The sequence below is a fragment of the Bacillus sp. EB106-08-02-XG196 genome (assembly GCF_013396335.1).
Taxonomy (GTDB): domain Bacteria; phylum Bacillota; class Bacilli; order Bacillales; family Cytobacillaceae; genus Neobacillus.
On sequence record NZ_JABWSY010000014.1, the window covers coordinates 44,781 to 57,231 of the forward strand.

General features: G+C 37.1%; 9 protein-coding genes. All 9 read right to left on the bottom strand.

The features are described 5' to 3' along the window. Positions 1-39 precede the first annotated feature (39 nt). On the bottom strand, positions 40-1,515 hold the full coding sequence (locus MLOOGBEN_RS20810) for an MFS transporter (protein WP_179160195.1): 1,476 nt from the start codon (positions 1,513-1,515) through the stop codon (positions 40-42). Positions 1,516-2,040: 525 nt separating this feature from the next. Beyond that, positions 2,041-3,498: an MFS transporter gene (locus tag MLOOGBEN_RS20815; protein ID WP_179160196.1), complete on the bottom strand. Its 1,458-nt coding sequence runs from the start codon at positions 3,496-3,498 to the stop codon at positions 2,041-2,043. A gap of 524 nt (positions 3,499-4,022) precedes the next feature. After that, positions 4,023-4,886, bottom strand: a complete 864-nt coding sequence (locus MLOOGBEN_RS20820) for a sugar phosphate isomerase/epimerase family protein (protein ID WP_179160197.1) — start codon at positions 4,884-4,886, stop codon at positions 4,023-4,025. Between the two features lie 2 nt (positions 4,887-4,888). Then, the gene (locus MLOOGBEN_RS20825) at positions 4,889-5,896 is read right to left on the bottom strand and encodes a Gfo/Idh/MocA family protein (RefSeq protein WP_179160198.1); all 1,008 of its coding nucleotides are present in this window, start codon (positions 5,894-5,896) and stop codon (positions 4,889-4,891) included. Positions 5,897-6,113: 217 nt separating this feature from the next. Continuing rightward, positions 6,114-7,274, bottom strand: coding sequence for a Gfo/Idh/MocA family protein (locus tag MLOOGBEN_RS20830; RefSeq protein ID WP_179160199.1), 1,161 nt, complete (start codon positions 7,272-7,274; stop codon positions 6,114-6,116). 2 nt (positions 7,275-7,276) lie between these two features. After that, entirely contained in the window at positions 7,277-8,164 is an 888-nt protein-coding gene (locus MLOOGBEN_RS20835) for a sugar phosphate isomerase/epimerase family protein (protein WP_179160200.1), read from the bottom strand. Between the two features lie 23 nt (positions 8,165-8,187). After that, the gene (locus MLOOGBEN_RS20840) at positions 8,188-9,099 is read right to left on the bottom strand and encodes an AraC family transcriptional regulator (RefSeq protein WP_179160201.1); all 912 of its coding nucleotides are present in this window, start codon (positions 9,097-9,099) and stop codon (positions 8,188-8,190) included. A 200-nt stretch (positions 9,100-9,299) separates the two neighbouring features. Then, complete coding sequence (gene gndA, locus MLOOGBEN_RS20845) at positions 9,300-10,712, bottom strand: NADP-dependent phosphogluconate dehydrogenase (RefSeq protein ID WP_179160202.1); 1,413 nt, start codon at positions 10,710-10,712, stop codon at positions 9,300-9,302. 139 nt (positions 10,713-10,851) lie between these two features. Continuing rightward, positions 10,852-12,255: a glucuronate isomerase gene (uxaC, locus tag MLOOGBEN_RS20850; protein ID WP_179160203.1), complete on the bottom strand. Its 1,404-nt coding sequence runs from the start codon at positions 12,253-12,255 to the stop codon at positions 10,852-10,854. Positions 12,256-12,451 lie beyond the last annotated feature (196 nt).

Consider the following 12,451-nt stretch of genomic DNA (forward strand, 5'->3'; position numbering starts at 1 on the left):
AAACCCCAGCATTGGCCAGGGTTCCAAATTGTGACTCATTTAAATTGCAACTTTATTGCCCTTTTTCCCATTTGCTTTCATTTCGGCAATACCAGATTGAATTTTTTCCATTTCTTTATGATCTAGTTTATAGAATTTCATTGCTGTAATAGATACTAACAAACATAGTGCTGGTAAACCGAATGCCAGTATTAAGGTTACAACAAACAATGGTGATGTTAAAGCTTCCCCAACCTCAGGGAATTTTTCTTTGTAACCAATGAAGCCAACCACTACACCTACGATTGTTGGAGCTAAAGATGAAACGAGCTGATCAATGAATGAGAAAATGGTGCCCATCATTCCTGGTACAAATCGTCCAGATTTATGTGTTTCATAGTCCGAAACATCGGCAATCATAGGAACAACAAGCGTTGTTGGAATTCCCGCAAATCCTAGAGCTAATGAATATAAGGCTAAGAATAAAATTGTAGTAATTCCAATATTAGATAGTGAAATTGATGCAGGATCAATTAATAAGAATAGAGCACACAACGCCAAGTAAGAAAGCATTCCGATCCATGCTGAAGTAACATAGGATTTCTTTAAACCTGTCTTTCTTGCAATTCCAACTACTAAGAAAGTAATCAATAATGTTGGTACTAGTGTAATAAGACCAATTTTTCCGCTTAATGCATAATCTCCTAGCAAAATACCAAACAACATAACTCCGACTACAGAATATCGAGCGATGCTTGTTGCTAGTTTATCAAAAGACGCTGAAAGTGAAAGCATTTGTAATGGTCTGTTTCCTTTAATAACGCCCCAATATTCACGAAGAGTAGTTTGAGTTCCTTCTTCTGCTAATCCATAGTATTCTTTCTTATCTTTTGACCAAATACCTATAATTGCAAGTACCGCAAATACTCCAGATAGAAGAAGTCCATAGGCATTTAATTCCGTAAACAAACCAAGATTAAACCCGCCATGTTTTGCTACTAGAACAGCCGAGACCCAAATTTGTCCGCCAGTGAATAGTGCAGCATTATAGATTCCGTCAAAAATTGCATATAATGGGCGCTGCTTTGGATTATTTGTTAATACTGTTTGTGCAGCCTTTGTTACACTCGTTTGTAATGAATAACCAACTTTATTTACAATTAACATCGCAGTAAAGAAAATAAATTGTGTACCCTCTGGTAAATGATGAGTTACATTATAGATAATTAGGATGGTACCTGCTGAAATGAGATTACCGATAACAATTAGTGGTGTAAACTTACCAAATTTCCCCTCTGTTTTATCGATGATATAGCCAATCGCAGGATCAATGATACCATCGAATAAACGTGCAGCCATTAAGAGCGAACTTACCACCATAACTGCTAGTCCAGCTATTCCAGTTGCATAATAAGTGACAAAACCCAATACAAATAAATGAAGATTTGATGAGGTATTATTTAAAGTAAACAAACCTATTTGCCATAATTTTGCTGTGTTGTATTGATTACTATTTTCCATTTTAACATTTGACATGATTTCGCCCCCTCATGATAAAACGCTTTCATTATTTCGAATAATGAAAAAATTTTCTAACCAATGATCCCCTGCTTATACCAACAAACCTTAGATTATCGAAAAAACACTACCCCTTTTCTTGCCACTCCCTCCTATGAAACCCCTTTCATTCTAAAATAAAAAAATATAATTGCTAGTAAACTATTATTCGATTTTTTAATTAGTTTAATGAACTAACTATTAATTAAAGAATACCATCTCTATTATATCTAGTCAACATATTTTTAATTTTCTAAAGATTCCGCCGATAGACCACCCTTTTTTTAGAGAGATTTACATGTAAGTCCTTTCAACAGTTTGATTTCTAAATGGAAAAAGGCAGCAGAAATCCACTGCCTTTCTCGTTTTTATTTATTTCAATATATTAAAATCAGGTCCTATGTTAATTAATTAAAAGTCCCCCTTGCACACTGTACAAGGGGATTTTTAATCAATGTCTATAAATATTAAACGTTTACATTCTGATGTGAGCTTGTTATTTCATTAAGCAACTTTACTCTTTGATTTCTTCGCTGCAATACTTTCTTGTATTTCTGCCATTTGCTTATCATCAAGTTCATAACGGCTCATAGTTAGACCAGAAATGGTCAATGCAACAGCTGGAATAACAAAGGCTAAAATAATCGTTACAAGTTTTAATTCTGGTGTTAACGTATCCGTTACGGTTGGGAATGCCTCTTTAAACCCGATTAACGCGACTGCAAAACCAACAATTGCAGGTGCTAAAGATGTGATTAATTTATCAATGAAAGAGAACAATGTTCCAATCATACCCGGTACATATCTTCCTGATTTATCTGTTTCATAATCGGATACATCCGCAATCATTGGGTTAACAAGCGTTGATGGAACGCCGCCAAATCCCATTGCCATTGTGTATAAAACAAAGAACAAGATGGTTGTGAATCCAAGGTTGCTCATTGAGATGCTTGAACCATCCATTAGAGTAAACATTGCAATTAATGCAACGAAAGCACCTAATGCAATCCAAGTTGAGAAAAGGAATGCTTTTTTCATACCTGTTTTTCTTGCTTTTGCCACTGCCCAGAATGTAATCAATAAGGTTGGAACAATGGTAATCATCGATACTGTACCGCTCAACGCATAATCGCCGATTAAGATCCCGAATATCATAACCATTACTACGGAATGGCGCAAAAGTGAGAATGCTAATTTGTCAACTGTTACAGCAAAAATTAGTTTTAGTAACGCTTTATTACCTTTTAGAAGAGGCCAGAAGTCGCTGAATTTCGTTTGAACTGTATCCTCTGCTAATCCAAAAAACTCTTTTTTATCTTTGCTTGAGATTCCAATTACAGCTAATACGGTAAATACCCCTGAAAGAATAAGAGCCAGCGTGTTTAATTCAGTGAATAAGCCCATATTAAAATCGCCATGTTTTTTAATTAAATAGGATGCTACATAAACTTGTCCGCCTGTGAAAAGCAATGTGTTGTATATTCCATCAAATACTGCGAATAAAGGACGCTGTTTAGGGTCATTTGTTAAAACCGTTTGTGCAGCCTTTGTAACGGAAGTTTGACACGTATATCCAATAATATGAATGGCATAGATTAAGATAAAGAATAGCAGTCTGAATGATTCCGGCAATAAGTGTGTAATATTATATAATACGAGGATAGTAGCTGCTAAGATGATATTTCCTATCACCATATAAGGCCGGAACTTTCCGAACTTGCCTTCTGTTTTATCTACCAAGAAACCAATGATTGGATCCGTAACTCCGTCCCAAATTCTCATACTCATTAAGATAGTACTTACTACAACTACTGCAATACCCGCAACTCCCGCTGCGTAGTAGGAAACAAAAGCCAAAATAAACATGTAAAGATTGGTTGCCGTGTTATTTAAAGCGAAGAAACCAATTTCCCAAAGTTTCGCTTTATTGTATTGCTGATTATTAACTGCTGCTGTTGTCATATCCCAGCACCCTCCCCTAAGCGGTTTAACCGCTTTCATTAAAGTTAATGTTTAATTATTTCCCTGTGGAAATTTTACCCTTTAATTTGTTTAATAAACTTACTAATTACTACACTCTTATAATAATTGAATCCGCTTTCATATACAATACTTTTTTAAATTATTTTTTCTGGATGATTTAGGTAACTAAAAGTTTAAATTTTGATACTTCCCCCTTTAGTTATCCCCCCCTGTTACCTAGCCACTCCCTTCAAAGAAACCCCTTTCATATCCAGTAAAAAAATATAAATTCCTATTAAACTATTATTCAATTGTTTAATTAGTTTAATAAACTAATTAATTAAATAAAGAATATCATCTCTTCTATCTCTAGTCAATGGATTTTTAATTTTCTAAAGATTTTGTTGATAGAAAACCTTTTCTTCTAGATAAATACACAGGAAATCCTCTACCTTGTTAAAATCCCCCAAAACAAAAAGGCAGCGGACACCCACTGCCTTTCTGTTTTTTACTTTTTCAATATATTAAAACCAATCAGCGTACCCTAGCTCTCTTAAGTGATTAGCAGAGTCTCTTAGACAATCAAATGGATCGCGGCCATATAAATCATCCTGCTCTACCAAGAAATATTGTGAGCCGCTTTCTAGACCTGCTTCGATAATCGCTTTAAGGTCCAGGCTGCCTGTCCCTAGTTCAGCAAATTGTACTACATTATTGAAGGCTTGGAAAAACTTAGCAGGCTCAAATCCGCCCTCTAAAACACTTACATCAAATTGCCCGATGCGGTAGTCTTTTAAGTGGATTAAAGAGATACGGCCTGCATAATTTTTTAATACTTCTACAGGATTTAGTCCGCCGCGATGAATCCAGTGGACATCCATTTCAAAGCCAATTTTAGAAGTATTGTTCTTGATAATATCTAAAAGGTATTCACCATCATATTTTTGGAACTCGATATGGTGGTTATGGTAGTACAATTCAATACCATGCTCAGCTAATTTATGTGCAACCTCATCACATTTTTGTACAAACTCCATAATCTTATCTTTATGTCCAATTGCTGTAAAAGGAAGCATACCGATACGCAGGAAGTTACAGTTTAACGTCTTACAATCGCTTACAATTTTATCGAAATCGTTCGATAAGGTTTCTCCTGGCATACCAGGCATCATTGGCTCTAGAGCGGCTGAAAGGGCAGCAATTTTGATATCAAAGTCTTCACTCGCTCTTTTTAACTCCGCAACATTCTCAGGTGTCATAGGAATTTGTGATACTTCTACGGCACCATATCCTAGTTCTCTTACTTGTCTTAAAGTCTCATAAACACCCAGTTCTTCTACCTTCCCTTTAAGCATCATCATTTGAACGCCGATTTTACCTTTTTTCATCGTTATCCCTCCATCTTAATAGTTTGTTTTGTTTCTGAAGAAAGCCGAATCGCATCAATCATTTGTATGGATACGAGAGCATCCTGTGCATGAACATAATCATCACTGTCTTGTAAAATACAGTTATAGAATTGATTGATCGTTTTCGCATGGCTGGCACCGTAATAGAATTTTGAGCCAGGGAGCTTAGCGTCTTCTACCAATTCTTCCTTTTTTCCCTCTTCATTTATCTTAGAAAGAATGCTGTCTTTAATGATGAATTTACCTTTTTCAAGATACACCTCTAGCTCTACACTGGAGTTCTCAGCATTGGCATTCGTTGAAAAAAACAATCCTCTTGCTCCGTTTCTGAAGAGAATATGTGCAGAGGCAGTGTCTTCTACTTCAATTCCATAATCCAATAATTGGTCCACTGAACCTCTTATTGATTCCATTTTTCCGCCCATTAGCTGTATTAAATCCAGGGTATGAAGCGCTTGATTGATCATGGAACCGCCGCCGGCAAACTCCATTTTTCCACGCCAAGGTTTCACATCATAATACGCCTTTGGCCGATACCAAGCCACCAAACCTTTTACCCCTGTGACCTGTCCGTATTCGCCGCTCTTTACAATCTCCTGAAGCATTTCAAATGACTCATTATAACGGTTTTGCAAACAGACACCAATTTTAACATCACTGTGGTCTTCCTCTAGTTTTACAAGTGCCTTGCCCTCTTCCGTGTTCAACCCCAGTGGCTTTTCTTGAAATACGTTTTTTACTCCCGCTTCTACACAATCTCTTGTTACAGGGTAGTGGAGATAGTGAGGAAGGCAATTATGGACAACATCAAGATTTTCTTTTTCAAGCATCACGTGATAATCGCTATAGAAGTTTACACCTGGCACGGTTCCTTTTAATGATTCATCAAGATCACATACTGCCACTAGCTCTACATTTGGGTTAGCTTGTATAGCTGGAATATGAATTTTTGAAATATCTCCAAGTCCTATTACTGCTACTTTTAGCATTGGCTTTTCCCCTTTTTTAAAGGCTCTTTTCTTAAACATTGTTGCATTTTAGAACAAAAATTTAAAAAGAAAAGAGCCAGCAAACTAAATTCTAAAGCGGAATATAGATAATTCCACGTTAAAATCGGCTTTAAGATTTTAACAGCTATATTTATGAAAGCAGACTTTTGAAACGAACTCATAGCTTGATCAGCGATGAGTTCGTTTCATATGTTTATTACTTTCTAACCGGATATTTACCTTCTTCGGCAATTCGTTTATTTAATTCCTCTAGGAATAAATCTTCATCAAATGGTACTTCGATTTCCTTGCCTAACCAGCTTGACAGGTGCATAGCATTTGCAAGTCTAACACCATTAATACCGTCGCTGCCTGGAGCTAATAATGGTGTACCTTCTACAACCGCAGAAGCAAAGTCTTCTAATACGGCAATATGCTGTTCGCCCCAAACATTGCCAAAATCAAGTACTTCTTCAGTGAAAATATCACCTGCACCGCCGCCCATAAACAGCTTCATAACATCTGACATATCCATGGTAGAGCTCATTTCATTTTCTGATTTATTCAGGCGTTTGATGGTTACTTTACTACTGTTATCAACGATAATTTTTCCTTTGTCGCCTAATATTTCTAAACGGTCTGTCCCCATAACATCGTGTGTACGAGTTACAAATACACCTGTAGCACCATTTCCATAATCAAATACTGCAGTCACATCGTCTTCAACCACAATATCTCTTTGAGAGCCAAAGTTTACTTTTGCATAAACCTTTTTCGGCATACCACAAATCCATTGAAGCAAGTCAATTTGGTGTGGCGCTTGGTTTACAAGGACACCACCGCCTTCTCCACCCCAAGTTGCTCTCCATTCACTTTGATTGTAGTACCCTTGAGGTCTCCACCAGGTAGTTATAATCCAGTTGGTATTGCGAATGCTGCCAATCTCACCATTATCAATAATTTCTTTTACTTTTTTATAAAGTGGATTTGTGCGCTGGTTAAAGAAGATTGCAAACTTAAGCTCAGGCTTTGAAGCTGCAAAGTCGTTTAGCTCTTTCACTTGTTTTGTATAAACACCAGCTGGTTTTTCCACTAATGCATGAATGTCTCTTTTTAGTGCTTCGATTCCCATTTCAGGATGGAGATAATGCGGTACAGTGGTAACGACTGCATCAACATCACCACTTTCAAGCATATCGATATAATTATCGTAGAAAGGAACACCTGGATACTTCTCTTCTGCTACTTGTTTTTTAGCAGGATCATTATCACAGATCGCACCAATCACCATGTTTTTAACCTTGCCTTCGGTAATAAAATTTGCGTACATACCGCCTTCTGCACCTAATCCGATAATCCCTAATCTTACATCAGCCATAATTAAATTTCCTCGCTTTCAATTTTGTTTAGAATTTCTAAAAGTGCTTCATATTGAAGCTTGTAACCGCCGGCACCATCCAGCCCTTTATCGTCCTTTATGATCTCGGTCGCATCCTCAAGCTCTAAATCCTTTAGAGAATCAAAGAGAACAAGATGTGGCTCAAGGGTTAAAAAGCCTTTGTAGCCGCTCTTAATAAACTGAGCTAGTAATTCAGGTATTTTCCCTTCTCCAGTTCCACAGACAACATTTTGACTATCAGATGTTACAGCATCTTTTATGTGTATATAAACAATCTCATCCTTTAAGAGATCGTAACACTCCTGTGTATCCTCACCGCACTGTACGAAATTAGCGAAGTCGAAAATCCCTTTAAAATACGGAGAACCAACTTGTGTTAAAATTTCATGACAGCGTCTACCGATATCACCAAAGATATCCTTTTCATTTTCATGCAGTAAAATCACATTGTATTTCTCTGCAATAGCGGCATATTCCTTTAATTTACTAACTACTTCACTACGATATTGATCTGCATCCTCACCCTTAGGAATATAGAAGCTGAAGATTCGCATATATTTGCAATCGAGCAAGTTGCTAATTTGGCAAAGCGTGTCCAGCATAAGCTTTTGTTTCGCAAAGCCCTCTTCATCATTGATAAATACCTTACCAATAGGCGAGCCGATGGAAGAAACGCCAATTCCAGCTTTTTCCAGTCTTAGCTGTACTGTTTCCTTGATTTCATCGACAGTAAAATCACCAATATTTTTCCCATCAATGCCGCGTAACGAAATATATTTCATCCCTAAATTTGAGACAACCTCAAGCTGGGTATCAAAATCAGATGAAATTTCATCTGAAAATCCTGAAATCAGTAAATCTTGATTCATTTAGACTAATTCCTCCTTAACTGCTAGTTGCTGGCAGTGAGTTTATTTTTCCGATACCTTGAAGGGGTTACCCCAACTTTCTCTTTAAAGTAGCGGCTGAAATGGGCAAGACTTTCAAAACCTGAATTGGTAGATACTTCAGCTATGGAAAGGTCTGGCTCCATTTCTAATAAAAACTTCACTTGGTTTAATCTGCAGCCCATTACATATTCCATTACAGTAAAACCTGTAACTTCTTTAAAAACATGCGAGACATAATACTTGCTTAAATTAAGTTCAGACGAAATCCGGTCTAAGCTAATTTTCTCTTTATAGTGGTCTCTTATCCACGAAGCTATTTCCTCCGCATGTACTTCCTTATCGGTCTTCTTACTTGTAATTCGTGCTAAGTTCTGCAGGCTCATTTTATAAACACAGAGTAATAGTTGAATCAGCTCGAGTTTAACTTCAGCCTCAAATAATTCATTTCTTTTACCTGTACGCTGATGTTCTTCATCGATTTCGGATAAAAGCCCCGAAATTTTTCTTAACTGCCCATCCACGTATTGTCCATTTTCATCGTAGTGCGTACGCAAAAGCGGATTATTTAGTTTTTTAAAAGGATCTAATAAATTCGGTATTCCCAGTGTAGATATCAACTCGGACAGCCAGGTAGGTGAAAAATGAACCATACTTCTCGTATAGGTACTCTCGCCTCCAGGATTAGCCTTATGAAGGGTCATTCCATCCAAGAGAATAATATCACCAGGCACCAATTCATAAATCCGATTGTTAATTAAATACTTGCAATCTCCGCCGCAGAAGAAATAAATCTCATATTCGTGATGTGAGTGAAATTGAAAAGTATAGAATTCCACTCCCTGCATACGATAAAATGCAGTAATCCATTCATCCAATACTCTTCCTTTATTAGGCAAATTATTTAGTTCTTCCACAGCCCTCACGCCTTCCTTAAGCGATTTAAAGCTTACTTATATTTTACCCCTGCAATAGTAAAAAAACATTCTCTGAAACTGCTTTCATTTTCGATGTTTTTGACTGATATTGCTTTCTTATTTATTGTACCAGTAAAAAAAGAGACAAAACCGACCACTTTTCTGGCAGTTTTGTCTCTTATTAGGGAAATCGAAGAATCCTATTCCATCCAGTTAGTGTGGAAGATACCTTCTTTATCAATACGTTGATACGTATGTGCACCGAAATAGTCACGTTGTGCTTGCAGAAGATTTGCTGGAAGCGTTTCTGTACGATAGCTATCATAGTAGGCAATTGCACTTGCAAATGATGGAACTGGGATTCCACGCTCAATGGCAACAGCAAGTACTTGACGTAGAGGCTGCTGATAGTTTTCAACGATATCTTTAAAATATGGATCTAATAATAGGTTTCTTAGTTCAGGATCGCGATCATAAGCGTCTTTAATTTTTTGTAAGAATTGCGCACGGATGATACATCCTCCGCGGAAAATCATCGCGATATCACCGTAACGAAGATTCCAATCATATTCTTCAGATGCTGCGCGCATTTGTGCAAAACCTTGTGCATAAGAAACAATTTTACTCATATACAATGCTTTACGAACTGATTCGATTAATTCTTCTTTATTGCCTTCAAAGCCTTTAACCTCTGGCCCGCTAAGAACCTTGCTTGCCTTAATACGCTCGTCCTTCAGCGCTGAAATAAAACGGGCAAATACGGATTCCGTGATAATTGGAAGTGGAACACCTAAATCAAGTGCATTTTGGCTTGTCCATTTACCTGTACCCTTTTGACCAGCAGTATCGAGAATTAAGTCAACCATTGGCTTACCTGTTTCTTCATCTACTTTTGTAAAGATATCTGCAGTGATTTCAATCAAATAGCTGTCTAATTCGCCTTTGTTCCATTCAGCAAAGACCTCATGAAGCTCTTTAGCATCTAAACCAAGGACATTTTTCAAGATAAAATAAGCTTCACAAATTAACTGCATATCTCCATATTCGATTCCGTTATGAACCATTTTCACATAGTGACCCGCACCATTTGGGCCAATATATGTGCAGCAAGCATCGCCCTCTACTTTTGCAGAAATGGCTTCCAAGATTGGCTTAACAAGATTATAAGCTTCTTCCTTACCGCCAGGCATGATAGAAGGACCTTTTAATGCGCCCTCTTCCCCGCCAGAAACTCCAGTTCCAATGAAATGGAACCCTGCTGTTTCTAGTTCCTTATTACGTCTGATTGTATCTTGGAAGAATGTATTCCCGCCATCAATTAGGATATCGCCTTCTTCAAGAAATGGCTTTAATGAGTCAATGGTTGCATCCGTTGCAGTACCTGCTTTAACCATTAACAAAATTTTGCGAGGCTTTTCTAAAGAATTTACAAATTCTTCAACAGTACGTGCGCCTACAAAGTTCTTTCCTTCAGCTTCGTTCTTTAGAAATTCTTCCGTTTTGTCATAAGAACGGTTGAATACAGCGACAGAATAACCGCGGCTTTCAATATTTAACGCTAAGTTTTTACCCATTACGGCCAAACCAACTACACCAATTTGCTGTTGAGTCATTTTTTATCCCTCTTTCTTCCCTAATCCTATTTTTTTCGCTCCAACTTTATCTTGCTCAAATCAGAATATTTCACACAAAATAACTATGTATAAAGGGGTGAGCCTTATAAAGGGCGCCCCTTTATCTTAACTTAATTTCTTAGCGCTGTAAAAAATACTTCTCTGCATTATTGTAGCCAATATTTCTAACCATTTTCTCAAGGAATTCCATATCATTATGTGCTAGTCCGCTTTCTGCCCATTCACCTAATAGATTGCAAAGAATACGACGGAAGTATTCATGACGAGCATAAGAAAGGAAGCTGCGAGAATCTGTTAACATCCCAATAAAGTGGCTTAAAAGACCAACATTTGCAAGATCCTTCATTTGTCTTTCCATTCCATCGATATGGTCATTAAACCACCAGCCAGAACCAAATTGAATTTTACCTGGAACGCCTTCTTCATAGAAGTTGCCCATCATACCTGCAAGAACTGGATTATCCTTAGAATTTAGGTTAAACAATACGGTTCTTGGTAATGCATCTTGCTGCTCAAGAGTATCTAGGAATCGAGAAACACCTTCTGCAAAATTAGATTCACCTACAGAATCAAAGCCTGTGTCTGGACCAATAAGCTCTTTCATTTTGGTATTGTTATTTCTAATGGCACCCATATGAAGCTGCATCACCCACTGTTTTCCAGCATACATTTTTCCAAGCTCTGTTAATAAGAACCAACGGTAAGCAACCAGTTCATCATTAGAAAGCTGTTCCCCGCTTACTCGCTTATTGAAAATAGCTTCAATCTCTTCCTTTGTTGTTTCTACATATTCCATTTTTTGAATATCATGGTCGGATGCACGTCCGCCATTTTCATGGAAGAAATCAACACGCTGCTGCAATGCCTTCAAGAATCCATCAAGTGAATCAACCTTAATTCCAGATACCTCTTCTAATTTCCGGGTCCAGCTGACAAATGTAGGACGCTCAATAAATAAAGCTCCATCCGGACGGAATGTCGGTGCAATGATTGTAGTAAAGGTCTCATCATTCTTCAATAAACGATGGTATTCCAATGTTGAATTAGGATCATCTGTTGTGCCGATAAACTTCACATTAGATTTTGCAATAAAAGCTCTAGCTGTATAATCCGAAGTTTTCAACTTCTCATTACATTCATCGTATATCTCACGAGCTGTCGAAGGGCTTAGCAGCTTTTCGATTCCAAAGAACATTTTTAACTCCATGTGAGTCCAATGATAAAGCGGGTTACCGATTAAGTTTGGTACGGTTTCTGCCCACGCAGCGAATTTTTCCCAATCGGTTGCATCACCGGTAATGTATTTTTCGCCAATACCGTTCATTCGCATGGTACGCCATTTGTAATGGTCTCCCCCAAGCCATAATTGGGTAATATTTTCATAAGATTTATTTTCCCAAACCTCCTGCGGATCTAAGTGACAGTGGAAGTCAAATATCGGCAGTCCATCGGCTGCATTTTCAAATAATTTAATAGCTGTTTCAGTATTTAACAAAAAGTCTTTGTCTAAAAATTTTTTCATTTGAAACCCTCCTGAATTAACTTACTTTATTGTTATCTGTAAACCCTTACAAATATATTAAAAAATTCCAATAAAACTTCATCTTTTAATTTGTTTAGTAAACAAATTAATTACATTACCAACTTATCATGTTTATTTTGTTAAGTCAATTGAAAGATTATGAATTTTTTTAAAAACAAAGAGACCTTGCTGTAAT

Bases quoted from the DNA above. Each gene is read 5' to 3' on its own strand.
- gndA (WP_179160202.1), bottom strand. From the start codon at position 10,712: ATGACTCAACAGCAAATTGGTGTAGTTGGTTTGGCCGTAATGGGTAAA.
- MLOOGBEN_RS20830 (WP_179160199.1), bottom strand. From the start codon at position 7,274: ATGGCTGATGTAAGATTAGGGATTATCGGATTAGGTGCAGAAGGCGGT.
- MLOOGBEN_RS20810 (WP_179160195.1), bottom strand. From the start codon at position 1,515: ATGTCAAATGTTAAAATGGAAAATAGTAATCAATACAACACAGCAAAA.
- MLOOGBEN_RS20815 (WP_179160196.1), bottom strand. From the start codon at position 3,498: ATGACAACAGCAGCAGTTAATAATCAGCAATACAATAAAGCGAAACTT.
- uxaC (WP_179160203.1), bottom strand. From the start codon at position 12,255: ATGAAAAAATTTTTAGACAAAGACTTTTTGTTAAATACTGAAACAGCT.
- MLOOGBEN_RS20825 (WP_179160198.1), bottom strand. From the start codon at position 5,896: ATGCTAAAAGTAGCAGTAATAGGACTTGGAGATATTTCAAAAATTCAT.
- MLOOGBEN_RS20835 (WP_179160200.1), bottom strand. From the start codon at position 8,164: ATGAATCAAGATTTACTGATTTCAGGATTTTCAGATGAAATTTCATCT.
- MLOOGBEN_RS20820 (WP_179160197.1), bottom strand. From the start codon at position 4,886: ATGAAAAAAGGTAAAATCGGCGTTCAAATGATGATGCTTAAAGGGAAG.